The sequence below is a fragment of the Stappia sp. G46H5W genome, assembly GCF_058448995.1.
Genome location: NZ_JBZFLL010000001.1, coordinates 1091191 through 1117283 on the forward strand (window position 1 = coordinate 1091191; position 26093 = coordinate 1117283).

25 protein-coding genes are annotated in these 26093 nt (G+C 65.8%); 13 read left to right on the forward strand and 12 right to left on the reverse strand.

Going from position 1 to position 26093, the window contains the following annotated elements; all coding sequences use genetic code 11:
* The first annotated feature begins 377 nt into the window (after positions 1 to 377).
* The 4 genes from ACVJ6E_RS04530 to ACVJ6E_RS04545 all read left to right on the forward strand — a co-directional run bounded on the left by ACVJ6E_RS04530 (position 378) and on the right by ACVJ6E_RS04545 (position 4197).
* Positions 378 to 1181: a DUF4394 domain-containing protein gene (locus tag ACVJ6E_RS04530; RefSeq protein WP_120268720.1), complete on the forward strand. Its 804-nt coding sequence runs from the start codon at positions 378 to 380 to the stop codon at positions 1179 to 1181.
* A gap of 257 nt (positions 1182 to 1438) precedes the next feature.
* Positions 1439 to 1972, forward strand: a complete 534-nt coding sequence (locus tag ACVJ6E_RS04535) for a sigma-70 family RNA polymerase sigma factor (protein WP_491676398.1) — start codon at positions 1439 to 1441, stop codon at positions 1970 to 1972.
* Positions 1969 to 2691, forward strand: a complete 723-nt coding sequence (locus ACVJ6E_RS04540) for an anti-sigma factor domain-containing protein (RefSeq protein WP_120268719.1) — start codon at positions 1969 to 1971, stop codon at positions 2689 to 2691. The genes ACVJ6E_RS04535 and ACVJ6E_RS04540 overlap by 4 nt, the downstream gene beginning before the upstream one ends.
* A 246-nt stretch (positions 2692 to 2937) precedes the next feature.
* Positions 2938 to 4197 carry an MFS transporter gene (locus ACVJ6E_RS04545; protein ID WP_120268718.1) on the forward strand — a complete coding sequence of 420 codons (1260 nt, stop codon included), beginning with the start codon at positions 2938 to 2940 and terminating at the stop codon, positions 4195 to 4197.
* Positions 4198 to 4285: 88 nt separating this feature from the next.
* Here ACVJ6E_RS04545 and glyS read toward each other — a convergent pair whose 3' ends face one another.
* The 5 genes from glyS to ACVJ6E_RS04570 form a co-directional block, all read right to left on the reverse strand.
* Positions 4286 to 6364 carry a glycine--tRNA ligase subunit beta gene (gene glyS, locus ACVJ6E_RS04550; protein ID WP_120268717.1) on the reverse strand — a complete coding sequence of 693 codons (2079 nt, stop codon included), beginning with the start codon at positions 6362 to 6364 and terminating at the stop codon, positions 4286 to 4288.
* 116 nt (positions 6365 to 6480) lie between these two features.
* Complete coding sequence (locus ACVJ6E_RS04555) at positions 6481 to 8424, reverse strand: DUF2207 domain-containing protein (protein ID WP_120268716.1); 1944 nt, start codon at positions 8422 to 8424, stop codon at positions 6481 to 6483.
* A 15-nt stretch (positions 8425 to 8439) separates the two neighbouring features.
* The gene (locus tag ACVJ6E_RS04560; RefSeq protein ID WP_120268715.1) at positions 8440 to 8997 is read right to left on the reverse strand and encodes a LemA family protein; all 558 of its coding nucleotides are present in this window, start codon (positions 8995 to 8997) and stop codon (positions 8440 to 8442) included.
* Between the two features lie 171 nt (positions 8998 to 9168).
* A complete protein-coding gene (locus ACVJ6E_RS04565; protein ID WP_120268714.1) occupies positions 9169 to 9648 on the reverse strand; it encodes a hypothetical protein in 480 nt (159 codons plus the stop codon).
* Positions 9649 to 9694: 46 nt separating this feature from the next.
* Positions 9695 to 10642: a glycine--tRNA ligase subunit alpha gene (locus ACVJ6E_RS04570; RefSeq protein ID WP_199270633.1), complete on the reverse strand. Its 948-nt coding sequence runs from the start codon at positions 10640 to 10642 to the stop codon at positions 9695 to 9697.
* A 296-nt stretch (positions 10643 to 10938) separates the two neighbouring features.
* Here ACVJ6E_RS04570 and ACVJ6E_RS04575 point away from each other — a divergent pair, with 296 nt between their 5' ends.
* The gene (locus ACVJ6E_RS04575) at positions 10939 to 11337 is read left to right on the forward strand and encodes a hypothetical protein (RefSeq protein ID WP_147421853.1); all 399 of its coding nucleotides are present in this window, start codon (positions 10939 to 10941) and stop codon (positions 11335 to 11337) included.
* A gap of 69 nt (positions 11338 to 11406) precedes the next feature.
* Here ACVJ6E_RS04575 and ACVJ6E_RS04580 read toward each other — a convergent pair whose 3' ends face one another.
* The 3 genes from ACVJ6E_RS04580 to ACVJ6E_RS04590 form a co-directional block, all read right to left on the reverse strand.
* Positions 11407 to 11592, reverse strand: a complete 186-nt coding sequence (locus tag ACVJ6E_RS04580; RefSeq protein ID WP_120268711.1) for a hypothetical protein — start codon at positions 11590 to 11592, stop codon at positions 11407 to 11409.
* Positions 11593 to 11608: 16 nt separating this feature from the next.
* Positions 11609 to 12460 carry a S49 family peptidase gene (locus tag ACVJ6E_RS04585; RefSeq protein ID WP_120268710.1) on the reverse strand — a complete coding sequence of 284 codons (852 nt, stop codon included), beginning with the start codon at positions 12458 to 12460 and terminating at the stop codon, positions 11609 to 11611.
* An 87-nt stretch (positions 12461 to 12547) separates the two neighbouring features.
* Positions 12548 to 13483, reverse strand: a complete 936-nt coding sequence (locus ACVJ6E_RS04590; protein ID WP_120268709.1) for a uracil-DNA glycosylase — start codon at positions 13481 to 13483, stop codon at positions 12548 to 12550.
* A gap of 241 nt (positions 13484 to 13724) precedes the next feature.
* Between ACVJ6E_RS04590 and ACVJ6E_RS04595 the strand changes: the two genes are divergently transcribed.
* From ACVJ6E_RS04595 to ACVJ6E_RS04605, 3 genes are all read left to right on the forward strand, one after another.
* Positions 13725 to 15404: an electron transfer flavoprotein-ubiquinone oxidoreductase gene (locus tag ACVJ6E_RS04595; RefSeq protein WP_120268708.1), complete on the forward strand. Its 1680-nt coding sequence runs from the start codon at positions 13725 to 13727 to the stop codon at positions 15402 to 15404.
* A 79-nt stretch (positions 15405 to 15483) separates the two neighbouring features.
* Positions 15484 to 15984: a DUF488 domain-containing protein gene (locus ACVJ6E_RS04600; RefSeq protein WP_120268707.1), complete on the forward strand. Its 501-nt coding sequence runs from the start codon at positions 15484 to 15486 to the stop codon at positions 15982 to 15984.
* Entirely contained in the window at positions 15920 to 16711 is a 792-nt protein-coding gene (locus ACVJ6E_RS04605; protein WP_147421852.1) for a DUF8758 domain-containing protein, read from the forward strand. The genes ACVJ6E_RS04600 and ACVJ6E_RS04605 overlap by 65 nt, the downstream gene beginning before the upstream one ends.
* Before the next feature lie 85 nt (positions 16712 to 16796).
* Here ACVJ6E_RS04605 and ACVJ6E_RS04610 read toward each other — a convergent pair whose 3' ends face one another.
* From ACVJ6E_RS04610 to ACVJ6E_RS04620, 3 genes are all read right to left on the reverse strand, one after another.
* The gene (locus ACVJ6E_RS04610; RefSeq protein ID WP_158592671.1) at positions 16797 to 17354 is read right to left on the reverse strand and encodes a flavodoxin domain-containing protein; all 558 of its coding nucleotides are present in this window, start codon (positions 17352 to 17354) and stop codon (positions 16797 to 16799) included.
* Between the two features lie 112 nt (positions 17355 to 17466).
* Complete coding sequence (locus ACVJ6E_RS04615) at positions 17467 to 19770, reverse strand: NADP-dependent malic enzyme (protein ID WP_120268705.1); 2304 nt, start codon at positions 19768 to 19770, stop codon at positions 17467 to 17469.
* 61 nt (positions 19771 to 19831) lie between these two features.
* Complete coding sequence (locus tag ACVJ6E_RS04620; protein ID WP_120268704.1) at positions 19832 to 20512, reverse strand: ceramidase domain-containing protein; 681 nt, start codon at positions 20510 to 20512, stop codon at positions 19832 to 19834.
* A 132-nt stretch (positions 20513 to 20644) separates the two neighbouring features.
* Between ACVJ6E_RS04620 and moaB the strand changes: the two genes are divergently transcribed.
* From moaB to rnhB, 5 genes are all read left to right on the forward strand, one after another.
* Positions 20645 to 21202 carry a molybdenum cofactor biosynthesis protein B gene (gene moaB, locus ACVJ6E_RS04625; RefSeq protein ID WP_120268703.1) on the forward strand — a complete coding sequence of 186 codons (558 nt, stop codon included), beginning with the start codon at positions 20645 to 20647 and terminating at the stop codon, positions 21200 to 21202.
* A gap of 118 nt (positions 21203 to 21320) precedes the next feature.
* On the forward strand, positions 21321 to 22289 hold the full coding sequence (locus ACVJ6E_RS04630; protein ID WP_120268702.1) for an MBL fold metallo-hydrolase: 969 nt from the start codon (positions 21321 to 21323) through the stop codon (positions 22287 to 22289).
* A gap of 330 nt (positions 22290 to 22619) precedes the next feature.
* Positions 22620 to 22853 carry an EF-hand domain-containing protein gene (locus ACVJ6E_RS04635; RefSeq protein ID WP_147421851.1) on the forward strand — a complete coding sequence of 78 codons (234 nt, stop codon included), beginning with the start codon at positions 22620 to 22622 and terminating at the stop codon, positions 22851 to 22853.
* Positions 22854 to 23031: 178 nt separating this feature from the next.
* Positions 23032 to 24171 (forward strand): PA0069 family radical SAM protein, encoded by a 1140-nt coding sequence (locus tag ACVJ6E_RS04640; RefSeq protein WP_120268700.1) that lies wholly within the window; start codon positions 23032 to 23034, stop codon positions 24169 to 24171.
* A gap of 76 nt (positions 24172 to 24247) precedes the next feature.
* Positions 24248 to 24910: a ribonuclease HII gene (gene rnhB, locus ACVJ6E_RS04645; protein ID WP_120268699.1), complete on the forward strand. Its 663-nt coding sequence runs from the start codon at positions 24248 to 24250 to the stop codon at positions 24908 to 24910.
* Between the two features lie 693 nt (positions 24911 to 25603).
* Here the strand turns inward: rnhB and ACVJ6E_RS04650 are convergent.
* Complete coding sequence (locus ACVJ6E_RS04650) at positions 25604 to 26083, reverse strand: F0F1 ATP synthase subunit B (protein WP_185924364.1); 480 nt, start codon at positions 26081 to 26083, stop codon at positions 25604 to 25606.
* Between the last annotated feature and the right edge of the window lie 10 nt (positions 26084 to 26093).

Consider the following 26093-nt stretch of genomic DNA (forward strand, 5'->3'; position numbering starts at 1 on the left):
CCGAGCAACATGACCGTTTTGCGAGACCTTTCGGTCGATCCGGTCATTTTGCTCACTTTGAGCATAAACTGCCGTTTAAAAAACGCGTCCTTAGCCGACGCTTATGCTCCCACGGGGCATATATAGGCACGTGCGCGTTCCTTGCCAATGCGTTTATTGGTCCTGACCCGGCTTTTTGTAAGACAAATCAAAAAATCCTTTTTAAATCAGCCATCTGATCACCCTCACCTGCGTCAATCTCGCGCATTTTCCGCCATTCGTTTCCGGCAGTTCGAATTTTTTTCGCGGTCCCTGCATCCAAACGGCCTCTTGGGAGAGTCACGGGTGTGCAGGTGCTGCGGATCGGCCGCAGCCCATGGATACGAGGATCAGTTCAAGTGACCAGGACGACTTTCGCTCTCGCGACCACCGCACTCATCGCCCTCGCCACGGCAGCTCATGCTGCGGACAACGACGGCCTCACCGCAATCGCCCTGTCGGGCGACAAGACCCTTCACAAGATCGACGCATCCACCGCCACGGTCACCGCCACCATGGATGCCCAGGGCGTCGACCGCCTGCTCGGCATCGACCTGCGGCCGGCCAACGGCCAGCTGATCGGCGTGACCGAGACGTTCCAGATCGTCGAGATCGATCCCGAGACCGGCGCTACCACGGTGATCTCCACCATGGACAAGGAACTGCCCGTCGCCGAGGGCGGCGCCGTGATCGTCGACTTCAACCCGGCGGCCAACAAGCTCCGCTTCATGTCGGGCACCACAAACCACCGCGTCGACATCGAAAGCGGCGCCGTGACCGTTGACGGCAGCCTTGCCTTCGAGACGGCCGACATGCATGCGGGCGAGGCGCCGGCCATCGTGGCGGCGGCCTACACCAACTCCTTCGGCAAGCCCGAGAAGACGGCGATGTACGACATCGACAGCACCATCGTCGCGCTGATCCGTCAGACCTCACCCAATGACGGCACGCTGGCAGCCGTCGGCAAGCTCGGCATCGAGGGTTCCGACGTCTATGCCTTCGACATTGCCACCGACGAGGCCGGCACCAACACCGCCTGGCTCGTCTCTGGCGGCGGGCTGCACACCGTCTCGCTCGAGGATGGCAAGATCACCCAGAGCTGGCCGCTCAAGGGCGCCGAGGGCGTAAGCGTGCGCGACATCACGTTCATGACGGCGAAGTAAGCCGCGAGGCTTTCGGGTTTTCGGGGTCGGCGCCGCCGGGTGCCGCCCCTGCTCCCTCCTCCCCGCATCGCCGGTGCATCGCCATGGCATCCCACACCTTTCCGCAGGTTCCCGCCGAGGCGGACCGGTTGCCAGCTGCTCCGGATTTCCTTTGCCAAGTCGCAGCGAAAGCTCCACCATCGGCACCGACTGCGAGGCGAGCCGCAGCCCCTCCTCCCGGGCAGGTTCGCGATGACCGGCTGAAGAAGAGCGGGACCTTGATCGACCACAGCGCCCTTGTCGCAGCCTGCGCCGCCGGTGACCGTGCCGCGTTGAAGACCCTTATGGACCATGAAGGCAAGCGGATGCTCGGCGTTGCGCTGCGCATGCTGCGCCGCCGCGACCTTGCCGAGGACGCGGTGCAGGAAAGCTTCGTCGCGCTCTGGCGCAATGCCGGCCAGTTCGATCCCGCGCGCGGCAGCGCCACGGGCTGGATCTACACGATCCTGCGCAACCGCTGCCTCACCCTGCTGCGCCAGGGCGAGAGGGATGTGCCGCATGGCGATATGGAGGCCTTCGACGAAGCGGCGGACGAAAGCGTGCTGGAAAACGCCTATCACCGGCTGGATGCGAACAGCGACCTCAGGCGCTGCCTGTCCGCCCTGGAGCCGAGCAAGCGCATGGCGATCCTTGCCTCCTACGTACTCGGCTACAGCCATGGCGAGATTTCCGGGCGCATGAAGGCGCCGCTCGGCTCGGTGAAGGCGTGGTTGAGGCGTGGCCTCACTCAGTTGCGGGAGTGCCTGTCATGACGCAGCGCCCGCTTGACGAACGCATCGACGAGGTCGTGCTCGGCCTCGCCAGCGAGGCGGAACAGGCCGAGATCGAGGCGCTTGCCGCCGCCGATCCTGTAGTCGCCGCAAGGCTGGAGCGCACCCGCGTCCGCTTCGGGGAGCTGGATGCGACCGCCGACGAGGTTCCCCTGCCCGACGGGCTCTGGAATCGTGTCGCCGCGCGTCTCGACGAAGCGCCGGCCGAGGCCCAGAAGCCTGCCGGTAATGTCGTTCCACTTGCCGCCAGGAACCGCGGCGACAAGCCTGCAGACACCCGCTGGCGCCTTGCCGCGCTGGCCAGCCTCGCCGCCTCGCTGGTTCTGGCCGTCGCGCTCGGCTGGTCGCTTCTCACCATGCCGCAGCCGACCGTGGTCGCCGTCCTGCTGGATGCCGGCGGCAAGCCGGTCGCCCTCGTGGAGGGCGCAGCCGACAACACCACCTGGATCACCCTGCTGGACGGCGCCGCCGTGCCGCAAGGCCAGGTCATGCAGGTGTGGACCAAGCCGACCGAGGAAGGCCCGCCGGTCTCGCTCGGGCTGCTGCCGAGCGGAACGGGCACGCGCCTGTCGGTGGAAGGCCTTCCGCCGCCGCGCCGCGACCAGCTCTACGAGATCACCTTCGAGCCGGAGGGCGGCTCGCCGACCAACCTGCCGACCGGTCCGATCCACGGCAAGGGCCTCGCGCAGCAACCGATCTGAGTGCGTCTGCCGCCGCGAAACCCTCCGTGAATTCATCAGGGATGTGAAAGCGAAACATGAAATTGTTTCGCTTTTTCACGGCCTGCGTATCGAGCATAATCCCGGCAACCGGCTTCGTTTGTCTCGCGCTGCCCTCCCGGGCGCGCGGGCGGCAAGCCCCCCTCAGCATGCCGGCAGGCGGCAGCAACGCTCTTCAGCCGAGCGGACCCTTTGCCCTGACCTGCCGCAGTGACAGGACCCTACGACGTGACCACCTCCGCGACGCGCGCGCCGTCTCCCGGCTCGCCCCTCCCCAAGGCCTCCGCCAACCTGCCGCTGATCATCATCTGCGGTTGCCTGATCGCCCTTCTCAGCTTCGGCCCGCGCTCCGCGCTCGGTCTCTTCCTCACGCCGATGACCGAGGCGCGCGGCTGGTCGCGCGAGATCTTCGCCCTGGCGCTCGCCATCCAGAACCTCATGTGGGGCGCGGCCCAGCCGATTGCCGGCATGATCGCCGACCGTTTCGGCACGGCGCGCACCATCGCTTTCGGCGGCGTTGTCTACACGCTCGGCCTCCTGCTGATGGCACAGGCGGAAAGCCCCTTGCTGCTGCATGTCGCCGGCGGTGTGATGATCGGCCTCGGCGTTGCCTTCTCGTCCTTCTCGCTGGTGCTCGCCGCCTTCGGGCGCGCCGTGACGCCGGAGCGCCGCTCGCTCGCCTTCGGCATCGGCACGGCGGCCGGTTCCTTTGGCCAGTTCCTCTTCGCTCCGCTCAGCCAGGGCCTCATCGACGGGCTCGGCTGGCACGACAGCCTCTATGTGCTGGCCGGCCTCATGGTCCTCATTCCCTTCCTGGCGGTGGCGCTGAAGGGCAAGCCGGCTGCCTACGTGCCCGGCTCGGCCATTGCCGACCAGAAGCTCACCGAGGCGATCTCCGAGGCCTTCCGCACCCGCGGCTTCATCCTGCTGACCTTCGGCTTCTTCGTCTGCGGCTTCCACGTCGCCTTCATCACCGTGCACCTGCCGCCCTATATCGCGGATCTCGGCCTCGACCCGAAGTGGGGCGCCATCGCCATCGCGCTGATCGGCCTGTGCAACGTGTTCGGGGCGCTTGCCGCAGGCTATATCGGCGGGCGCTGGTCGAAGCCCTATTTCCTGTCGCTGATCTATCTGGGCCGCGCCATTGCCATCACCCTCTTCCTGATGGCGCCGGCAACGCCGCTGACCGTGCTGATCTTCGCCGGCACGATGGGCTTCCTGTGGCTCTCCACGGTGCCGCCGACCTCCGGCCTCGTCGCGGTGATGTTCGGCCCGCGCTACATGGCGACGCTGTTCGGCTTCGTGTTCTTCTCGCACCAGATCGGCTCGTTCCTCGGCGTCTGGCTCGGCGGCCGGCTCTACGACCAGACCGGCTCCTACGACGTGATCTGGTATCTCGGCATCGCGCTCGGTCTCTTCGCGGCCATCGTCCACTGGCCGATCAAGGAAGAGCCGGTCGCACGGCTGGCCGGCACGCCTGCGGAATAAGGCGGGCGGCATCTGCCGCATCCGGACATGAAAAGGGCGCGGGACCTGCCGGTTCCGCGCCCTTTTTGCTGGTTCTGAAACCGGCCCGTCAGCCGGCGATTCTCGAGAAGTCGGCAACCTCGCGGGTCGCCTCGCGGATCTCGGCGAGCAGCCGCAGGCGGTTGAGGCGCAGGTCCGCATCCTCGGCATTGACCAGGATGTCGTCGAAGAACGTGTCGACCGGCGCACGCAGGCCCGCCAGCGCCGTCATTGCGCCGGCGAAATCCTCGCGCGACAGCGCATCGCGGATCTGCGAGCGGGCCGTGTCGATGGCCGCTGCCAAGGCGATCTCCGCCGGCTCGGCCAGATGGTCGGCATGGGGCGCACCGCAAATGGCGGCGCCGTCCTTCTTCTCCTCGGCGCGCAGGATGTTCGCCGCGCGCTTGGTGCCGGCCAGGAGGTTCGCGCCGTCCTCGGTCGCCAGGAACGCGCCCAACGCCTCCACCCGGCGCACCACCATCAACAGGTCGTCCTGCCCCTCCAGCGCGAAGACCGCGTCGATGAGGTCGTGACGGGCGCCCTGCTCGCGCAGATGCACTTTCAGACGGTCGGCAAAGAAGGAGAGGAGATCCTGGCGCAGCTCGCCGCCGGCTGCCGCCATCGCCGCGTTGGCGCTGGCAAGCAACTCGGACATCCGTAGCCGCAGCCCGTTCTCCAGCACGATGCGGATCACGCCGAGTGCAGCGCGGCGCAGCGCGAAGGGATCCTTGGAGCCGGTCGGCTTCTCGTCGATGGCCCAGAAGCCAGTGAGCAGATCGAGCTTGTCGGCGAGCGCCACGGCGACGGCGACCGGATCGGCCGGCACCTCGTCGGACGGGCCCTGCGGCTTGTAGTGCTCCTCGATGGCGCGGGCGACGGAGGCATCCTCGCCCTGCAGCTCTGCATAGGTGCGGCCCATCTGGCCCTGCAGCTCGGGGAACTCGTAGACCATCTGCGTCGGCAGGTCGGCCTTGGCAAGGCGCGCGGCGCGCGCCGCCTTTTCCACATCGGCTCCGACCAGCGGGGCGATCTCGCGCGCCAGCGCCTCGAGGCGGTTCACCCGCGCGCCCTGCGTACCGAGTTTTTCGTGGAAGACCACGCTATCGAGCTTCGGCAGCCGGCTTTCCAGCGGCGCCTTGAGGTCCGTTTCCCAGAAGAAGCGGGCATCGGACAGGCGGGCGCGGATCACCTTTTCGTTGCCCGCGATGGTCGTCGCGCCGCCATCGGAGGCGACGATGTTGGAGACGGCGACGAAGCGGTTGGACAGGCGCCCGGTTGCCGGATCGCGCATCACGAAGCACTTCTGGTTGGCGCGGATGGTCAGGCGAATGACCTCATCGGGCAGTTCCAGAAACGCCTCGTCGAAGCTGCCCACCAGTACGACCGGCCATTCGACCAAGCCGGCGACTTCCTCGAGCAGGCCCTCGTCCTCGACCAGTTCCAGGCCCAGCGCCATGGCGCGGTTGCGCGCATCGTTGACGATGATGTCCTTGCGCCGGTCGGCGTCGAGCACGACCTTCGCCTTCTCCAGCTTGTCGGCATAGTCCTCCAGCCGCCGCACCTCGAAGGCATCCGGCGACAGGAAACGGTGGCCGCGCGTCGTGTTGGACGAGACGATGCCGTCGATCTCGAAGGGCACCACTTCCGGCTCCTCGGTCTCCGGCCCGAAGGTCGCGACGATGGAGTGGAGCGGGCGCACCCAGCGCAGTTGTCCGCTGCCCCAGCGCATCGACTTCGGCCAGGGGAAGCCGCGGATGATGCCCGGCATCACTTCGGCGACGATGTCCGGCGTCGAGCGGCCGGGCTTCTCGATCACCGCGACGTAGAAGTCGCCCTTCTTCGGATCGGAGACGACCTGCGCCTCGTCGATGGAGGCAAGCCCCGCGCCGCGCAGGAAGCCTTCCAGCGCCTTTTCCGGCGAGCCGACGCGCGGACCCTTGCGCTCCTCGCGGGTCGGCTTCGAGCCGGCCGTCAGCCCGGCGATATGCAGCGCCAGCCGCCGCGGGGTGGAAAACGCCTTCGCGCCCTCATAGGTGACGCCCGCCTCGACCAGCGCATTTGTCACCAGCGACTTCAGGTCCTCTGCAGCGCGGCGCTGCATACGGGCGGGAATTTCCTCGCTGAAAAGCTCCAGGAGAAGATCGGGCATCGGGAGGTCTCGAATGGTTGGGCAGCCGGGCAGCCGGCGACCGTGACTGTTGCGCGTCCGTTAGCAAGAGCGGGGGAAAAAGTCACCCCCGCGCGTGAGAGCGAGGGCCGATATGCCTACCAGCCACCACCGCCACCGCCGCCGCCGCCGCCGCCGGAAAAGCCGCCTCCGCCCCCGCCGGAGCTCGACGACTTGGGGGCAGGAAGCGAGGAGGAGAAGGTGCCAGACATGGCCTCGACGCTCTTGCCGAGCGTGCCGGAGATGTTGTGCGCGTCGAAGCCGCGCCCCGAATACCAGCCCGGCGCATAGGAGGCCGCAGCGGCCGCCCCGGCCGCCGTCAGCAGCCAGGCCTCGAAGGCCTTCGACCAGGGCTTTTCCACATCGAGCGCCACCGCGTAGGGCAGCATGGTTTCGAAATGCGAGGGGCTCATCTTTGGGGCGCCCTGCATGTTCATCCGGCCCTTCTCGGCGACCTGAAGATACATCTTCAAGCCCTCGATTTCGTCCATCGCGCTGCGGCCGAGCGCGGTCGGGGCCCCGATCAGGAAGAAGAACAGGATGTTCACCGACAGCAGCGCCACGGCGATCAGCGCGAGCGGGGGAATGTCGCCCTGCAGCTGCAGCAGAGCAGCCGATGCGATCAGGTGCCCCATGGTGATGAAGCTGAACACGACGACCGTGATCGCGACGCGCAGCACCATGCCGGCGGAGCGCCGGAACGCCTTGCCGATCTGCACCGCGAACATCACCACGACGAAGGTCACCATGAAGATCGGGATCATCAGCGCGATCTGCTCCTCGCTGAGATTGCCGAAGGCAAGCAGCACGAAGATCGTCAGCACGGACAGCGCAACGCCCGGCACCAGGTAGAGCCGGTTCGTCTTGTAGTAGCGGTTGCGGTTCTCGCCCTCGATGGCACCACGGAAGTTGTTGCCGAGCTTCTGGACCGAGGTCCCGTTGGCCTTGGACACGGTGAAGCTGCCATCGCGGTTGTCGAGCCAGCTGGCAATCGCCTTCTCGCCCTTGGGCAGCCCGGCATAGTCGCCGCGCGTCCCTTCCGGCCGGGTCAGCGTCAGGTCGCCGGCCAGATCGTCCAGCACCAGCTTGCCCTTCACTGCGAGGCTGAGACAGGCCGCGGAGAGAGCGCGCCAGCCGCCATCGCCGAAGCCCTTACGCGCAACATAGTTGGACAGGGCCGGAGAAATGCCTTGCGGTCCCTCGAAGCGCGGGAAGATCACGCCCTTCGGCGGATCGCGGCCCACCGACCACCAGGCCCAAAGGTAATAGGCAAGGACGAGGACGAGGCCTATGCCGCCAAGGATTTCGGCCAGATGGTCCTGCAGGAAATAGCCGAACGCCTCATCCGCCGTCGGCTCCGTGACGACGCCCTTCGGCATCTCGGCGACGACGGTCAGGCCCTCGCGCGGCCCCAGCGGCCGGGTCGTGGCGAACACGACGCTGCGTCCGCCGTCCTCGAGCCGCGACGTGTAATCCTGGCCGGACGCGCCATAAGGTCCGGTATAGGCCGTATGGGCGGCAATGGCCGCCCCTTCCGGCAGCACGATGCGCGCCGTCGCCCGGTCGATCGGAAAATCCCACTCGTTGCCGGTCGCGTTCCAGTAGACCTCGTCGTGGTTCTCGAAGAAGCGCACCTGACGGTCGGTCCGGTAGACGATGGTGTAGGTGTAGGTGCCCGGCTGCAGGAACGTCTCCTCGCGGCCGATATAGATGCGCACGCCGCTTCCGCCGCGATTGACCGAATAGCCGTCCTCCTCGCCGTCCCGTTCCACCGAGACGAGGTCGAAGCCGGCGCGTGCCTTGCGGCCGCTTTCCGTCTCGAAGACCAGCGGGATATCGCGAAAGATGCCGCGGCGGATCTGGTTGCCTTCGGCGCGCACGCGGATGGTTTCGGTGACGGTCAGTTCGCCGTCGCTCGCCACCTCGATGGTGGAGTTGAAGGCGAGGATGCGCTCGTCCGCATGCGCCGCGACAGGGGCGAGCACCAACAGGCCTGCAGCGCAAAACGCAGCAAAGGCGATCAGGAAGGCGGGCGCGCGCATGGCAGGACTGCCCTTTTAGAAGCTGACCTTGGGCACCGCCCGCTCGGCCGGGTCGTCGATCTCGAAATACTCCTCCTGGGTGAAGCCGAACCGGCCGGCCACCAGGTTGGAGGGGAAGCTCTCGACCACGACATTGAGCGCGCGCACCGCGCCGTTGTAGTAGCGACGGGCCAGTTGCAGCGCATCCTCGACGCTTTCCAGCGACGACTGCAGCTCCCGGAAATTGGCGCTGGCCTTGAGGTCCGGATAGGCCTCGGCCACCGCAAAGAGCCTGCCGAGCGCCTGGGACAGCATGCCCTCGGCGCGCGCACGGCCGGCAACGTCCGCCGGATCGAGACCCGCCGCCTGCGCCCGCATCTCGGTGACCGCCTCCAGCGCCGCCCGCTCGTGCGTGGCGTAGCCCTTCACCGCCTCGACGAGGTTCGGAATGAGGTCGGAGCGGCGCTTGAGCTGGACGTCGATGCCGCTCCAGCCTTCGCGTACCATCTGCCGCTTCCGCACCAGATCATTGTAGATGTAGACGAGGTACAGGCCGATCAGGGCGATCAGGGCGAGCACGATCCAGGTGGCCATCAGGCGATACCCTCTCCAGTCACATTAAGCGCGTAACGCTACTGCAAGCAGGCTGCAGTGGAAACCGGATTGGTTGAAGGGAATGTGACGCAGGTCACCGGCAGCGCGAAAGCGGCCCGCGCAGCATTGCCCGTCTCAGCCGGTGGAGCACCCGACGCTGCCGGCTGTCTCTCAGCGATAGAGAAACAGGATTTCCTGCTTCGGGCTGCGACGCCAGACCTTGGGGTCGGAGGTAGCCCCGAAATAGTCGGTGAAATAGCGCTTGTGGATCCAGCCGCAGGAACTCCACTTCGGTGCCCGCACGCACATGTAACCGGAGAAGCCGCCGGCATCGTCGACAAGAACCGTGCCGCCCGGCAGCGGACGGCAATTCAAGTCGACCGGCTGGCCCTTCTTCGAGCTGGCAAGAGCGCTGCGGGCGGCCGCGTTCTTGTCCTGCCGGTTCGGGTTGCTCTTGTCGACGCGCCCGACGAACTCGAAATTGTAGGCGTGGGCGCGGGTCCGGAGCGTCTTGTTGAGCTTGTCCCACTCGCCCTTGGTTGAGCAGACGGACAAAGGCGTTATCCCCGCCTTGGTCTTGGCCAGGGCGGGCGAGGCGGCAACGAGAACGGCAAAAAGGGCCGAAAGGGCGAAAAAGGCCGGATGGTGCATGCAATGACTCCTTACGGAAACATCGCAGCAGCTAGCACACCTGCCTTCAACCTGCGAGCGAAATCCCGCCCTGATACCCTACCCCGCCGGCTTCCGTCTCCAGGAATGCCGCACCGCAGGCCTTGGCCAACTCGCGCACCCGCAGGATATAGCTCTGGCGTTCCGTCACCGAGATGACGCCGCGTGCATCCAGCAGATTGAACGCGTGGCTCGCCTTGATGCACTGGTCGTAGGCCGGCAGCACCACCTGGTGCACGGCCGCGCCCGATGCCTCGCGCGCCTTGGCGCCGGCGTCGAGCAGTCGGCGGCATTCCTCTTCCGCATCGCGGAAGTGGCGGAACAGCATCTCGGTATCGGCATGTTCGAAGTTGTGGCGGGAATATTCCTGCTCGGCCTGCAGGAACACATCGCCATAGGTCACCTTCTCGGCGCCTTCGCGGCCGTTGTAGTTGAGGTCGTAGACGTTATCGACGCCCTGGATGTACATCGCCAGGCGCTCCAGGCCGTAGGTCAGCTCGCCCGAGACCGGCGCGCATTCGAAGCCCGCGACCTGCTGGAAGTAGGTGAACTGCGACACTTCCATGCCGTCGCACCAGCACTCCCAGCCGAGCCCCCAGGCGCCCAAGGTCGGGCTTTCCCAGTCGTCCTCGACGAAGCGCACGTCATGCAGGGCGGGATCGAGGCCGATGGCATACAGAGAGCGCAGGTAGAGGTCCTGCAGGTTCTCCGGCGACGGCTTCATGATCACCTGGAACTGATAGTAGTGCTGCAGCCGGTTCGGGTTCTCGCCGTAGCGCCCGTCTGTCGGGCGGCGCGAGGGCTGCACATAGGCGGCCTTCCAGGGACGCGGGCCGAGCGAGCGCAGGGTCGTCGCCGGGTGGAAGGTGCCGGCGCCCACTTCCATGTCGTAGGGCTGCAGGACAACGCAACCCTGATCGGCCCAGAACCTCTGAAGCGTCAGGATCAACCCCTGGAAGGAGTTTTCGGGCCGCATGTGCGCAGGCACCGTCTCGCTCGTCATCTGCGTCGTCCTTGAATGCAAGAATGGATGGCCCGTCGGGGCCCGGGCGAGAGGTGCCATCAACACCCGGTGGCGTCAAGACATGGCGGCATCGCAAGGCCCGATCCGCCCGGCAGCACATCACGGAAAACTGTGCCCGGGGTCACAGCAGCGCATCTCACCTTACGTCATGTTCATAGTGCGATGACGACCGGGGAGGACACACATCCCGCGCCATCGAGATACGGACACCGGGAATGGTTCCCCGTCCGACATCCGGAGGAAGTGACATGACCGCGTTTCGAAAATTGACCCTGGCAACCGTACTCGCCCTGACAATGGCGGGTACCGCCGGTACGGCCTTTGCCAACAGCACCGCCGGAAATGGCGGCCCGGCTGCGGGCGCCGGCGCCGGTCAGTCGCAGGGCGGCTCCTCGTCCGGCCGGGTCTGGAGCTACAAGGGCGCTGCCGACGGCGTCATCCTGTGCGCGACCCCCAAGTGCATGAAGGCCCAGCAGGCAGCCGCTCCGACGCATGCGTCGAACTATCCTGGCGGCCTGCCGCGCAAGCCGCTGCCGAGCACCGCGGCAAGCTGTGACACCGTGCGCTACGTCTACCCCAACGGCACGATCATCGTGCAGCCGACCTGCCCGCGTGTGGTGAAGGGGGCGATCTCTACCCACCGCTAGAGTTCGCAGTGCATCGGGGCGTCGCGAGGGTCTCGCGGCGCCCGACGCACGCGGACAATGAAATCCGGTTCAGTCCTTCGGGCGATAGCGGCCCGTCTCCGGATCCTGCTCCAGCGTCTTGACCGGCAGTTCCCCGGTCGCCCGTTTGGCCGCTTCGGACACCCGGCGCTCGACGCGCGACATTTCCCGCCTCACCGCTCGTATCAGCAGATATCCGCCAATGGCGAGGCCTGCCGCCGCGATCACGTTGACCATGCCGTCCTCCCGATCCTCACAGTCCGTAGCGGGCCCAGAGCGCACGCTGCTCCAGCGCCCCGATCGCCTCGTCCGCCCAGCCTTGCGTCAGGCCGGCACCAATCTCCACCCCCACGCCCTGACGACGCGAGAACAGCGAGCGCGGTCCGCCGACCAGCCGCATTCTCACCTTTTCGCCGAACCGCTCGCGCAGGGTCGAACGAATATCGCCGATCCGGTCGATCAGTCCAAGATCGCGCGAGGTCGCACCGGTCCAGAACAGGCCGGTGAACAGGTCCGGCGCATCGGTAAGCACGTCGCCGCGGCGACGGCGCACCAGGGCGATGAAGCTCTCGTGCACTTCCTGCTGCAGCGCCTTCAGATGCACGATGTCCTCCTCGCGCTCCGGGCGGAACGGATCGAGGATCGCCTTGTTCTCACCGGCCGTGTGCACCCGTCGCTCGATGCCGAGCTTCGAGATCGCCTCGGAAAAGCCGAAGCCGGACGACACCACACCGATGGAGCCGACGATGGAGTTCTCGTCGGCGACGATCTCGTCGCCGGCAATCGCCAGCATGTAGCCGCCCGAGGCCGCCACATCCTCGACGAAGACGAGAACGTCCTTCTTCTTCTCGCCGGCGAGCTGGCGGATGCGGTCGTGGATCAGCCGCGACTGGACGGGCGAGCCACCGGGCGAGTTGACGATCAGCGCCACCGCCGGCGCATCGAAGGAGAAGGCCTTGTCGAGGAGCGGCGCGACGGTCGCCAGCGACAGGCCGGGGCGCAGGGGCGAGGCCATGCCGATCGCCCCTTGAAGGCGCACCACCGGGATGGTGGTGGGGACATTGCCCCATTTTCCGGGAAGGCGCTTGCGAAGGCTGTCGAACAAGGGGTGTCCTCGGGCTCGAAGTGGTCCGGCGGAAATACCGGTATCTTCGGGATATAGGTCTGCTGCGCGGCGATAAAAGAGCCGCCGTCAGGTACCGGAAGCCTCGTCCAGCGCGGCCTTGATGGCCAGGAAATCGCGCCAGGCATAGCGCTTTTGCACCGGACTGCGCAGCAGGTAGGCCGGATGGAGCGTTGCCATCGCCCGGATCGTCACCCCTTGCGCGGTCGGCCCCAGCGGCAGTTCCAGCCAGCGTCCGCGCAGCCGCAGGATGCCGTCCTGCACGCCGGTCAGCGCCTTGGCCGAAGCTCCGCCCAAAAACACCAGCACCTTCGGCTGCACCAGTTCGATCTGGCGCAGGATGAAGGGCTTGCAGATCTCGGTTTCCTGCGGGCTCGGCGTGCGGTTGCCCGGCGGGCGCCAGGGCACGACATTGGTGATGTAGACCTCGCCGCGCGCCAGGCCGATGGCCTCCAGCATCCGGTCGAGAAGCTGGCCCGAGCGCCCCACGAAGGGCAACCCGCGCGCATCTTCCTCCCGGCCCGGCGCCTCGCCGACGAACATCACCTTCGCATCCGCCGGCCCGTCGGCGAAGACCAGCGACTTGGCGGTGAGCTTCAGGTTGCAGCCGTCGAAACGGGCCAGCGTGTCGCGCAGCTCGTCCAGCGTCGCTGCCGAACGCGCCGCCTCGCGGGCGGCAACCACCACTTCATCGCCCGGAACGACCGCCGCACCGCCCACCGGCGCGCCCGGTGCATGAGCGGGCGCCGGCTGCATCGGCGGAGCAGATCGCGGTTGCGGAGATTGGGGCGGCATCTGCCGCGCAGGCGCCGCGGGTGCAGCAGGCGGCATTGCGGCCGGTGCCGCACGCCCCGAAGCTGCCTGCATCGACGGGCGCGGCGCCTCGGACAGGGCGAAGGCGTCCGCCGGGTCCAGCTCCAGCCAGCCGTCGGCTCCCGCGGAGATATAGAAGTCGAGCAGCGCCTCGAGCGCCGAGGACACCTTGCGCTCGCCCTCCCCATCCATCACGGACGGACGGTCGTCTTGCCTCTGGTCGGTCGGGTCAGCAGGTTCCATGGAGCTGTTGTGCCGCATCGCCGGGACAAGCGCAATTGCCCCGACCTTGACGTCCCGCAAAGCGTTTCGGATATTACTCTTACGTAAACGTCATATAACTGCCATCGGTTTATCGACATTGCGGCCTCTTTCGCGCTGCACTAAACAGAAACCCTTAGACCGAGGCACGCGGCACGAGAGGGAGAGAGGCATGAGCGACACGGAGACGCTTGGCGAACGCGAGAGCATGGAGTTCGACGTCGTCATCGTCGGCGCGGGACCGGCCGGACTGTCGGCAGCCATCAGGCTCAAGCAGATCGCCGAGGAGAAGGGCGAAGACCTTTCCGTCGTCGTGCTGGAAAAGGGCTCCGAGGTCGGCGCCCATATCCTGTCGGGCGCGGTGGTGGATCCCATCGGCGTCGACAAGCTGCTGCCGGGCTGGCGCGAGGAGGCGGATACGCCGTTCAAGACGCCGGTGACCGCTGACCACTTCCTGGTGCTGGGCCCTGCAGGTTCCATGCGGCTGCCGAACATCATGATGCCGTCCCTGATGAACAATCACGGGAACTACATCGTCTCGCTCGGCAATGTCTGCCGCTGGCTGGCGGAGAAGGCCGAGGCGCTCGGCGTCGAGATCTATCCCGGCTTTGCCGCGGCCGAAGTGCTTTACGACGACACCGGCGCCGTGGTCGGCGTTGCCACCGGCGACATGGGCATCGGCCGGGACGGCAAGCCCAATGCCAACTTCACCCGCGGCATGGAGCTGCGCGGCAAGTATGTCCTCATCGCCGAGGGCGTGCGCGGATCGCTCGCCAAGGAGCTGATCGCCCATTTCGATCTCGATGCGAATTCCGACGTGCCGAAATTCGGCATCGGCATCAAGGAGCTGTGGCAGGTCGACCCGTCGAAGCACCGGCCGGGCCTCGTGCAGCACAGCTTCGGCTGGCCGCTCGACAACAGGACCGGCGGCGGCTCGTTCCTCTATCATCTGGAGGACAATCAGGTCGCGGTCGGCTTCGTCGTCCACCTCAACTACAAGAACCCCTACCTCGCCCCGTTCGAGGAGTTCCAGCGGTTCAAGACCCATCCGGCGATCCGCGAGACGTTCGAGGGCGGCAAGCGCATCGCCTATGGCGCACGCGCCATCACCGAGGGCGGCTGGCAGTCGGTGCCCAAGCTCTCCTTCCCCGGCGGCCTGCTGATCGGCTGCTCCGCCGGCTTCGTCAACGTGCCGCGCATCAAGGGCTCTCACAACGCCATGCTCTCGGGCATGCTGGCAGCAGAGGAAGTCATGGCCGCGCTCGGCCGCGGCGAGGCGAATGCCGAGCTTGCCGGCTACGACACGGCCTGGCGGGAAAGCGAGATCGGCAAGGACCTGAAGAAGGTCCGCAACGTCAAGCCGCTGCTGTCGCGCTACGGCACGCTGTTCGGCACCATGCTCGGCGGCCTCGACATGTGGACGAACGAGCTCTTCGGCTTCTCCTTCTTCGGCACCGTCTCGCACGGCAAGCGGGATTCGGAGAGCCTGGAGCCGGCCGCCAAGCACAGCCCGATCGCCTATCCCAAGCCGGACGGAAAGGTGTCCTTCGACAAGCTCTCCTCGGTGTTCCTGTCGAACACCAACCATGAGGAAGACCAGCCGATCCACCTGAAGGTGAAGGACGAGACCCTGCAGAAGACGTCGGAGCACGATGTCTATGCCGGCCCGTCGAACCGCTACTGCCCGGCCGGCGTCTACGAGTGGATCGAGGAAGGCGAGGACGCCCCGCGCTTCCAGATCAACGCGCAGAACTGCGTCCATTGCAAGACGTGCGACATCAAGGACCCGAACCAGAACATCACCTGGACGGTGCCGGAAGGCGCGGGCGGCCCGAACTACCCGAACATGTGACGGCAGGCCGCATCCGCGGCGCAGACAAGCGCATGGACTTCTTTACGCTCAGAATTACTCCAACAGGACGGACGCAAGCATGCTGGCGACGATTGGCTACGAAAAGTCAACACTAGACGATTTCATTGCCACTCTTCTCCTTGGAGATATAGAGGTTCTGATCGATATACGAGATAGGGCACAATCTCGACGGCACGGCTTTTCGAAGACGGCACTATCTCAAGCATTGGCCGATGTTGGAATAAAGTATATTCATCTCAAAGCGCTCGGCGACCCTAAGGCAGGGCGCGATGCAGCACGCGCTGGCTTAATGAACAAATTCCGCGAAATTTTTTCTTCTGTTCTGGAACAGGATGCGGCAAAACAGGCACTGAGTGAGGTCGAAGTACTGGCCTCCTCAAAGCGCGTTTGCCTTATGTGTTATGAGCGTGATCACCATTGCTGCCATCGGAAGATGGTTTCCGATTACCTGGAGTCTTCATTAAAAGCAAAGACGATTCACTTGGGGGTAAAGCATGGCGCTTCGGGAGAGGCCGCAAGGCGACGAATGCCTTATAATTGTGAAAGCGCAACCGCATAGATCAAGCAAATACTTCGAAACTGTATGCTGTGCGGGTGTCGGGAGGGATAGAAAATGGCGCCGCCAATACCCTGTCCCCTTCCGAATTTTAACCGATGAGCAGAAATTTCGCCGTTGGGATTGGGTAAGCTACAAGTTCACAAAGTCTCCGAACGACCTTCGCAAGGAGACTCAGAAGGTTATTCCAGAAACCTTAACTGTCTCAGGACACCTGAAGAAAACCGAAAGAGCTGGCTTCATTAACCCGCTGGTTCGAGCGTTGTTTGAAGAGGCGAACGCAAGCGGCGATTCTCTAACATTAATTCGGCCGCATAAAATAGACCTGTCCTGGATTGAGAAAACGAAGGAGGAACTTGACGATGAGCGCGCGAAACACGCTGAACTAGCAAACCAGTTGTCGCTACTCGGGGAGCCCGCGAAGCCACTGGTACCTTGCCCTGTTCAATTCACGGTTCACTGGCGGGATGCAGACGGGAAAAACCGGAAGCACGAGTGCGACGACTGGGAAACCTCGTCAGCATTCAATCGGTTTGAGCGAAAATTCGGCCGAAAAGAAGCAGTCAATACTATTCAAGAAAAATATATGTCATATCATAAATCCGGACTCGCTCTTGCGTTCAGCACCCACAGCCGGAGAAACATTACTCACGGCACGCCAAATCAGTGGCTTCTTGTCGGAATAATTCGTCTAGATGAGTATAATCAAGGCGATCTTTTCGGAACGTAGATATTTTAAGCTAATACATCTCTTATCTTGCTAGGAGAGCAACTCCTGGGCCGGACATGCTACAGCACCGAGAATCAAAGCTATCTCAGGCGAATTCCCTGCCCGCCTCCAGCGTCTCGCGCATGAACGTGTCGACGAAGCGCTCCAGCGCCGGCCAGTCGGTGAATTCCATGTCGCCGGACGCGGACATCTCCACGCCCTTTTGCCTGAGAATGCGGTGGATCACCCAGCGCTTCAGCACGCCCATCTGCCGGTCGTGCACGGCGCCTGCCGCAAGGTGCAGATGCGTCGGTTCCCAGTCGAGTTCGTCGAACATCGCCTCGGCCGCCTCGCGGGCATTGGCGATGTCTTCCGCCTTGGCGGACGATGCGGACAAGCTGACGGAGATGAACGCGGTCGGCACCCGCTCCAGCCGCACAGTCTGGCGCCGGATGAAATCGAGCATTTCCGGCTGGTGACGGCCGACATGCAGCGAGGCGGCAAGCACGGCCGCATCGAAGGAGCCGAGCTCCAGCGAGGCCGCGGCCCTGGCATCGACCAGCGTCACGCTGTGCCCCGCCCCCCTCAGGCGCGCGGCCACCTTCTCCGATATCTTGCGTGTCTGTCCCTCGGTCGTGGCGTAGACCACGAGGAAGTGTGCCATTCCGTCCATCCTGCAGTGCCGCGTCCGGCCTTGCAGGTTGCATTAGCCGGACGAAGCTTTCATGACGGAAGTCAACACGATCAAGATGTAGCCGGCAAAGGAAATCGCACCCTCAGGTGCGATTTCGCGTCTGCGCCTCCACGGCGGCGAAGGCCGACATGTTGACGACGCCGCGCGAGGTGACCGAAGGCGTCAGGATATGCACCGGCTTTGCGGTGCCCAGCAGGATCGGGCCGACATGCAGGCTGTCGGTCATCACCTTCACCAGGTTGAGCGCGATGTTGGCGGCGTCGAGCGAGGGGAAGACCAGAAGGTTCGCTTCTCCGGTCAGGCGCGAATCCGGCATCACCCGGCCGCGCATGGCCAGCGACAGCGCGCTGTCGCCATGCATCTCGCCGTCGACTTCCAGGTCCGGCGCCATGTCCTTGAGGATCTCCAGCGCCGCCCGCATCTTGTCGGCCGAGGCCATGTCGCGGGAACCGAAGTTCGACGCGGACAGCAGCGCGGCGCGCGGCGTGATGCCGAAGCGGCGGATTTCCTCGGCCGCAAGCATCGTCGTCTCGGCGATCTCGCGCGCCGAAGGATCGACGGTGACATAGGTATCGGTGAAGAAGGTCGCGCCGTTCGAGTTGATCAGGAGCGACAGCGCCGAGAAGTCCTGCACGCCCGGCGCGTTGCCGATGATGCCGCGCACGTCGGCAAGGTGCTTGGAATAGCGCCCTTCCAGACCGCAGATCAGCGCGTCCGCCTCGCCCCGGTGCAGGGCCAGCGCGCCGATCACAGTGGTGTTCGAGCGCACCATGGTGCGGGCCGCCTCCGGCGTCACGCCGCGCCGGCCGACCAGCGAGAACAGCGTGTCGACATAGTCGCGGTAGCGGGGATCGTCTTCCGGGTTGATACATTCGATATCGCGACCCGGACGGATCTTGAGGCCGAAGCGCTCGCAGCGGCTCTCGATCACCGAGGGACGGCCGATCAGGATCGGGCGTGCCAGCCGGTCTTCCAGCAGCACCTGCGCCGCGCGCAGCACGCGCTCGTCCTCGCCGTTGGAATAGATGATCCGCGTCTCGCTGGAGCGGGCGGCGGCAATGATCGGCTTCATGATCATGCCGGAGCGGAAGACGAAGCGGTTCAGCCGGTCGTGATAGGCGTCGAAGTCGTCGATCGGCCGCATCGCGACGCCGGTCTCCATCGCCGCGCGGGCAACGGCCGGGGCGATGCGCAGGATCAGGCGCTGGTCGAACGGCGAGGGGATCAGGTATTTCGGGCCGAAGGTCTCGGTCACGCCGCCATAGGCGCGCGCCGCCACTTCCGAGGGCTCCTCGCGCGCCAGCTCCGCGATGGCGGTCACGGCGGCGAGCTTCATCTCCTCGTTGATCGTGGTCGCACCCACGTCCAGCGCGCCACGGAAGATGTAGGGGAAGCACAGAACGTTGTTCACCTGGTTCGGATAATCCGACCGCCCGGTGCACATCATCACGTCGTCGCGCACGGCGAGTGCCGCTTCCGGCATGATCTCCGGCTTGGGGTTGGCCAGCGCCATGATCAGCGGCTTCTCCGCCATCGCCGCGACCATCTCCGGCTTCAGCACGCCGGCGGCCGAAAGGCCGAGGAAGACGTCCGCGCCGGGAATGACCTCGGCCAGCGTGCGTGCATCGGTCTCCTGGGCGAAGATCGACTTCCACTCGTCCATCAGGGTCTCGCGGCCCTTGTAGACGACGCCTTCGATGTCGCTGACGAAGATGTTCTCCCGCGAGGCGCCGAGGGCGACCAGGAGGTTGAGGCAGGCGAGCGCGGCCGCGCCCGCGCCGGAGGCGACGATCTTCACCGACGCGATGTCCTTGCCGGCCAGTTCCAGCGCGTTCTTCACCGCGGCGGCGACGATGATCGCCGTGCCGTGCTGGTCGTCATGGAAGACGGGAATGTTCATCCGCTCGCGCAGCGCGCGCTCGATCATGAAGCATTCGGGGGCCTTGATGTCCTCCAGGTTGATGCCGCCGAAGGTCGGCTCGAGCACGGCGACCGCATCGACGAACTTGTCGACGTCGAGCTCGTCCACCTCGATGTCGAAGACATCGATGCCGGCAAACTTCTTGAAGAGGACCGCCTTGCCTTCCATCACAGGCTTGGATGCGAGCGGGCCGATATTGCCGAGCCCGAGCACAGCCGTGCCGTTGGAAACGACGCCGACAAGGTTCGCGCGCGCGGTGTATTCGGCGGCAAGCGAGGGATCGCGGGCGATCTCGAGACAGGGAGCTGCGACGCCGGGCGAATAGGCGAGCGCCAGATCGCGCTGGTTGCCGAGCGGCTTGGTCGCCTGGATCTCCAGCTTACCCGGGCGCGGATGCCGGTGGTAATAGAGCGCGGCCTCATCCAGATCGTTGACGGGCGTATTGTCTGTTTTTTTCTCGGTCATCGCGATCCACTACTCGATGCTGGCGGGCGGCAGGGCTGCTGGCACATCCGGTACGCTGCGGTCACCGGCTGTTCGTGTCCGTCCGGTCGACAGCGCGGTAGACCGGCGCGACAAGGACGAGAATGCGAATCAGCAGGTACAGGACCAGCGCGTTCAGGCAATGCCATACGAAATGCGTCCCCAAAGGGAAAGACGGGCAAAATGGGATATCACTCGTTCTGAAAGCAAGCGAAATAACGAAGATCGCCCCGGTCAGCGCCAGCGGTGCGCTGGCGGGCGGGCAGCGCCGCGCCGCAACCGCGGCCACGGCGAAAATGGCGAGCGCGGCCGGCGCATAGCCGGCAGAGGATCCCAGCACTCCCGACAGGAGCGGCGCCACGCCGTAGCTGGCCGCAAGAAAGCCGAGCGTCAGGCCGATCGACCAGGCAAGCCCGAGCCGCAGGATCCGCCGCATCGCCAGGAAGAAATAGGCGTAGATGAACACCGCGATCGGCAGCACGTCGGCCAGTGCCGCCCAGCGGGTGGCGACGGTGTGGAACAGAAACGAGCCGATGCCGACGCAGGCCACCACCACGATCAGGAACAAGGTGCCGCCATCGCCCGCCGCCTGCCGGCGCCACAGCATCCAGGCGGCGACGGCCGCGAGCAGGAAGGCGCCGTTCGTGATGGCGTTGACCGGCTCGGACCAGAACTCCGGTCCCAGCCGTTCGCAATAGGCATCGATCGGTGTCGTCCAGTCCATCGTCCGCTCCCTGCCCCCTCGCCCGCCTGTCGTCCATGGCTGGCGCCCGAGTGTGACCCGCCCTATCCTCTCGGGCAAATGCTACCCGCCGTCAGGCCCCAACAGTCAGGCCCCAAGAGGATCAGCACGCCGATGCATCGCATTGATGACAGCCGCCCCTTCGTTCCGCTCAACATTGCCGTCCTCACCGTGTCGGACACCCGCTCGCTGGAGGAGGACCGCTCCGGCGGCACGCTGGTCGCCCGGCTGCAGGAGGCCGGCCACCGCCTTGCCGACCGCGCCATCGTCACCGACGACGTGGAAAAGATCCGGGCGGTGGTAAAGGCCTGGACCGCCTCGCCCGATGTGGATGTGGTGATCACCACCGGTGGCACCGGCTTCACCGGACGCGATGTAACGCCGGAGGCCATCGAGCCGCTGTTCGAGAAGAAGATGGACGGCTTTTCCGAGGTCTTCCACCGGATCTCCTACGACAAGATCGGCACCTCGACGATCCAGTCGCGCGCGACCGGCGGCGTTATCGCCGCGACCTATGTCTTCGTCCTCCCCGGCTCCCCCGGCGCCTGCAAGGATGCCTGGGACGGCATTCTCAAGTGGCAGCTCGACTACCGGCACATGCCCTGCAACTTCGTGGAGATCATGCCCCGGCTCGACGAGCACCTGAAGCGCGGCAAGCTGCGCGAGGCGTGACGCGTCCGAAATCCTCCCCCTCACCTTCACGGATGCGTGATTGCCGCTTTCCGCCATGCCGGCGGGGCCTAAGTGCCGCAGCGGAGCTTTGTTGATCCCAACGGGAGGGTTTCAGGACATGATCGAACTCAGTCTCAACCGCAGGACGCTTCTGACCGGCGCCGCCGTCGGCGCTCTCGCCGCCCCGGCCATCGTTTCCGGCGCGGCGCGGGTGCGGGCGGAAGCGCCGATGCTCGGCACCGCCACCCCGAGCTTCAACCGCATCAAGTTCGGCGACTTCGAGATCACCACCATTCTCGACGCCGCGCGCGCAATGGACGGGCCGCACCCGATCTTCGGCGAAAACCAGGAGGCCGGAGCGGTCGCCGAGCTTCTGGAGGCCAACAACCTGCCGTCCGAGAAGATGGTCAACGGCTTCACGCCGGTGCTCGTCAACACCGGATCCCAGCTCGTCCTCTTCGACACGGGCCTTGGCGGCGATGCCGGCACGCTGGCGAGCCAGCTGTCCGCCGCCGGCTACACGCCCGACCAGGTGGATATCGTGGTGCTGACCCACATGCACCCGGACCATATCGGCGGCCTGATGAGCGGCGGCGCGCCGACCTATCCGAACGCCCGCTATGTCGCCGGCCAGGCCGAGTACGACTTCTGGTCGGCCGAAGAGCGCATGTCCGGCCCGACCGAGCGCGTCGCCACGCTCGTGCGCTCCAACGTGACGCCGCTGGCCGAGAAGATGACCTTCATCGGCGATGGCGGCGAGGTGGTCTCGGGCATCACCGGCATCGACACGTCCGGCCACACGCCGGGCCACATGTCGTTCCACGTGGAGAGCGGCGGAAAGCGGCTGCTGATCTGGGGCGATGTCGCCAACCACTTCGTCGCCTCGATCCAGCGGCCGGACTGGCATGTCCGCTTCGACATGGACAAGGAGAAGGCGGCGGCGACCCGCAAGCGCATCTTCGACATGGTGGCGACCGACAAGGTTCCGGTGACGGGCTATCACATGCCCTTCCCGGCCCTCGGCTACATCCAGGCGGCCGGCGAAAGCTATCGCTGGACCCCGGCGGCCTATCAGTTCGCGCTCTAGGAGATTCGGTTTTCCGGCATTGCGCCGGCGCACCACCTGCAGCCCCGGAGCATCTCCGGGGCTGTTTCATTTGGTTCAGCCCCTGTCTTTTTTACCTATGAATATCCAGCAACGCGCCGGAACCCCGCAGTTTTCCTGAAGTCACCAGGTTTCACAATCCGGACACATCTTTGTTACGCCATTGTTTCTCCCCGAAAAGACCCCTTGAACAACGCGGACGAGCCCAGATGGGACGCCACCTTTTCTCTCGTGGACGGCACGACGCCCCCACCGGTACACACAGACCCAGACCTGCGGTACCGAATACAGGCTCACATGGAGGCCAACACCATGAAGAGAACGATCATCGCCCTTGCGGCCCTCACCTTTGCCGGCACCGCCTACGCCCAGGACACGTCCTTCGCGACGGCCGACGCCGACCAGAGCGGCGACCTGACCTTCACCGAGGTCACTGCCGTGATGCCGAACGCGACCGAGGAGGCGTTCACCGCCGCCGACACCGACGGCAACGGCACGCTGTCCGAGGCCGAATACACGGCCATGCTCGAGAAGAGCGGCGGCTGATCCAGCCACCGCTACCTGCCCGACCGCCCCGTCTCTCCCTGCAGAGACGGGGCGGTCTGCATTTCGGCCCCTGTTTCTTTGCCCCTCCTCTTCCCCGCCTCGTCTGCCCGCTTCCCAGGCGGATTTGTTCCTGTTATGTTCCGAGCCATCGATCCACAGGGAACATCCGGGAAGTCCCATGGCCAGTCCGGCACACACGCGCCCTACCGATACCGATCTGCCGGACGCCTCCGAGGAGGCGCTGTCGGCCAGCGTCAACGCCCATCGCGGCCGCGGCCGGGCCGCCGGCCTCAACATGGCCGGCCGCTACGAGAAGGAGAGCCGCGACAGTTTCGACGACGGCTGGGGCAGCCTCGACGAGCTTCCCCCGCTCAAGACCCATGTGCAGGAAGAGCGGGCGCGCACCATCATCACGCGCAACGAATCGCCGGACATTTCCTTCGACCGCTCGATCAATCCCTATCGCGGCTGCGAGCACGGCTGCATCTACTGCTTCGCCCGGCCCAGCCACGCCTATATCGGCCTGTCCCCCGGTCTCGACTTCGAGACGCACCTGACGGTGAAGCCCAACGCGGCCGAGCTGCTGGAGCGCGAGCTGTCGAGCCCGAGCTACAGTCCGCGCACCATCGCCATCGGCACCAACACAGACCCCTATCAGCCGATCGAGCGGGAGCGGAAGCTGATGCGCGAGATCCTCTCCGTGCTCGACCGGTGCAACCACCCGGTCGGCATCGTCACCAAGTCGGCGCTTGTGCTGCGCGATCTCGACATCCTGGCGCCGATGGCCGAGCGCGGGCTGGTGCGTGTCGCCCTCTCCGTCACCACGCTCGACCGCAAGCTCGCCCGCGCGATGGAACCGCGCGCCGCAACGCCGGCCAAGCGGCTGGAGGCGATCCAGGGCCTGTCGCAGGCCGGCATTCCCACCTCCGTGATGATCGCGCCGGTGATCCCGGCACTCACCGATTCGGAGATGGAACGGATCCTGGACGCGGCGTGCGAGAACGGCGCCACGGGGGCCGGCTACATCCTGTTGCGTCTGCCCATCGAAGTCAGCCCGCTGTTCCGCGACTGGCTGCTGCGCCACCGGCCGGACAGCTTCCGCCATGTCATGAACCTCATCCGCTCCATGCGCGGGGGCAAGGACTACGATGCCCAATGGGGCAAGCGCATGCGCGGCGACGGACCCTATGCCAAGCAGCTCGCCAACCGTTTCGCCCTCGCCTGCAAGCGGCTGGGGCTCAACCGCAGCCGCAAGTCGCTGACCACCGAGCTGTTCATCCCGCCGACCGCCGGCGGTGTGCAGCTTCAGCTGTTCTGAGACAAAACCGCGCAAGCCCGGTGGATTTCGAAAGATTGCGGTTGCGCCGGCGCGCGCCAGGCGGAACCTTGGTGTCATGTATCTTTCGCTGTCCACCGCGCTCGAACTTGCCCTGCCGGCAGATCTCGACCCCTCGGCCGAGCACGCCTTGTCGCGGCAGTTCGAAGGACGGCTCGCGGGCATCGACGAGGCGGGCCGCGGCCCGTGGTCCGGTCCGGTTGCCGTTGCCGCCGTCATTCTCGACCATCAGGCGGTCCCCGACGGGCTGGCCGATTCCAAGAAACTGACCGAGGCGCGCCGCGAGCAGCTCTACGAGGAGATCCTCGAGACCTCCTTCGTGGCAGTCGCGCTCGCCTCGCCGCGCGAGATCGATGCGCGCAACATTCGCGCGGCAACGCTGCGCGCCATGGCCCGCGCGGCCCGCGCCCTTCCCGTTGCCCCGCTCGCCTGCCTGATCGACGGGCGCGACGTGCCCCCCGGCCTGCCCTGCCCGGGACAGGCCGCCATCAAGGGCGACGGGCGGCTCTTGTGCGTTGCCGCTGCCTCCATCGTCGCCAAGGTCACCCGCGACCGGCTGATGGCCCGCATGGACCAGGTCTTTCCCGATTACGGCTTTGCCGGGCACAAGGGCTACGGCACCGCCCGCCACGCCGCCGCACTTGCCGAGATCGGCGCCTGTCCGCTGCACCGTCGCAGCTTCCGCCCGGTCGCCGTGGCCCTCGGCCTGCGCGACGACTAGGCGGGGCGGAGATGCCGGAAGAGGGCAGAGCGCAGGAGCGGCGGAAACGATCCTCCGACATGAACCCCAAGCGCAGGATGTCATCCCGGTTTCGGCGAAGCCGAAGACCGGGAACCAGTAACCCCGAAAGGTAACGGCTCAGGCCCTAGCGCTGCCGCCAGACAGCCGGAGACGGCTGGCTTGGCGCCACCATCCGCTTCGGCGGATACTGGATACCCGCCTTCGCAGGTATGACAGCCGAGGATGTGGTGACCGCCTCCCGCCTCACACCTGCCGAGGGTGCCAATGGCTCCCGGCTCTCCGGCTTCGCCTGCGGCCGGGATGACGGCTTGAAAACGTGGCGCGGCCTCACCTCCCCCTCGGCCGTCACCTCGGCCAAGCGCAGCGCCGAGCCGGGACCGGAGAGCCGAGGGCCTCTCGGCCGCGCTCCCGCAAGACACCGCAACCGCCGTGGCTCTCCGGTTCCGGGTCTCGCGATGCTCGCCCGGAATGACGACCGGCGAGCCTGGTGCGAGGAGGCCATGCCACACAGGCCGAGCGTCACGCTCCTCTCTCCCCCCTTGTGGGCGAAATGTCGGCGCAGCCGACAGAGGGGGGTGGGCAGCGCCTGCGACGATCTTCCGATCAGCCGCACAAACGAAAACGGCCCCGCAAGCGGGGCCGTCTTGTAGCTGTATGAAGATGAAGCCTGCCTCAGTTGAGGCGCGTCTTCACTTCCTCGATGCTCTTGGCCAGAAGCTCTTCACCGACATTGCCGGCAACCTTCTTGGCGAGGATCGTCTCGGCGGCGGCCACCGCGATATCGGCGGCGCGCGCACGCACTTCCGAGATCGCCTGGGATTCGGCCTGGGCGATCTTGCGCTCGGCAGCGGCCGTGCGGCGGGCGATCAGGTCTTCCAGGGCCGCGTTGGCCTCGAGAGTCAGGCGGTCGGCCTCGCGCTTGGCTTCGGCGACGATGCCTTCGGCCTCGCTTTCGGCCTCCTGGCGGCGGCGCTGATAGTCGGCCAGCAGGGCCTGGGCTTCCTCGCGCAGACGGCGGGCGTCCTCAAGTTCCTTGCGGATCGTGTCGGCGCGCTTGTCCAGAGAGGTCCCGATCATGCCGGGGACCTTCACATAGACGATAATCGCCAGAAAGATGATGAGGCCGACGAAAGACCATGCAGTAGCGTCCATCAGTCTGTCC

Coding starts and splice junctions, on each gene's coding strand:
- ACVJ6E_RS04540 (WP_120268719.1), top strand. CDS start 1,969: ATGACGCAGCGCCCGCTTGACGAACGCATCGACGAGGTCGTGCTCGGC.
- glyS (WP_120268717.1), bottom strand. CDS start 6,364: ATGCCCGATCTTCTCCTGGAGCTTTTCAGCGAGGAAATTCCCGCCCGT.
- ACVJ6E_RS04555 (WP_120268716.1), bottom strand. CDS start 8,424: ATGCGCGCGCCCGCCTTCCTGATCGCCTTTGCTGCGTTTTGCGCTGCA.
- ACVJ6E_RS04560 (WP_120268715.1), bottom strand. CDS start 8,997: ATGGCCACCTGGATCGTGCTCGCCCTGATCGCCCTGATCGGCCTGTAC.
- ACVJ6E_RS04565 (WP_120268714.1), bottom strand. CDS start 9,648: ATGCACCATCCGGCCTTTTTCGCCCTTTCGGCCCTTTTTGCCGTTCTC.
- ACVJ6E_RS04570 (WP_199270633.1), bottom strand. CDS start 10,642: ATGCGGCCCGAAAACTCCTTCCAGGGGTTGATCCTGACGCTTCAGAGG.
- ACVJ6E_RS04575 (WP_147421853.1), top strand. CDS start 10,939: ATGACCGCGTTTCGAAAATTGACCCTGGCAACCGTACTCGCCCTGACA.
- ACVJ6E_RS04580 (WP_120268711.1), bottom strand. CDS start 11,592: ATGGTCAACGTGATCGCGGCGGCAGGCCTCGCCATTGGCGGATATCTG.
- ACVJ6E_RS04590 (WP_120268709.1), bottom strand. CDS start 13,483: ATGGATGGGGAGGGCGAGCGCAAGGTGTCCTCGGCGCTCGAGGCGCTG.
- ACVJ6E_RS04595 (WP_120268708.1), top strand. CDS start 13,725: ATGAGCGACACGGAGACGCTTGGCGAACGCGAGAGCATGGAGTTCGAC.
- ACVJ6E_RS04600 (WP_120268707.1), top strand. CDS start 15,484: ATGCTGGCGACGATTGGCTACGAAAAGTCAACACTAGACGATTTCATT.
- ACVJ6E_RS04605 (WP_147421852.1), top strand. CDS start 15,920: ATGGCGCTTCGGGAGAGGCCGCAAGGCGACGAATGCCTTATAATTGTG.
- ACVJ6E_RS04610 (WP_158592671.1), bottom strand. CDS start 17,354: ATGGCACACTTCCTCGTGGTCTACGCCACGACCGAGGGACAGACACGC.
- ACVJ6E_RS04615 (WP_120268705.1), bottom strand. CDS start 19,770: ATGACCGAGAAAAAAACAGACAATACGCCCGTCAACGATCTGGATGAG.
- ACVJ6E_RS04620 (WP_120268704.1), bottom strand. CDS start 20,512: ATGGACTGGACGACACCGATCGATGCCTATTGCGAACGGCTGGGACCG.
- moaB (WP_120268703.1), top strand. CDS start 20,645: ATGCATCGCATTGATGACAGCCGCCCCTTCGTTCCGCTCAACATTGCC.
- ACVJ6E_RS04630 (WP_120268702.1), top strand. CDS start 21,321: ATGATCGAACTCAGTCTCAACCGCAGGACGCTTCTGACCGGCGCCGCC.
- ACVJ6E_RS04635 (WP_147421851.1), top strand. CDS start 22,620: ATGAAGAGAACGATCATCGCCCTTGCGGCCCTCACCTTTGCCGGCACC.
- ACVJ6E_RS04640 (WP_120268700.1), top strand. CDS start 23,032: ATGGCCAGTCCGGCACACACGCGCCCTACCGATACCGATCTGCCGGAC.
- rnhB (WP_120268699.1), top strand. CDS start 24,248: ATGTATCTTTCGCTGTCCACCGCGCTCGAACTTGCCCTGCCGGCAGAT.
- ACVJ6E_RS04650 (WP_185924364.1), bottom strand. CDS start 26,083: ATGGACGCTACTGCATGGTCTTTCGTCGGCCTCATCATCTTTCTGGCG.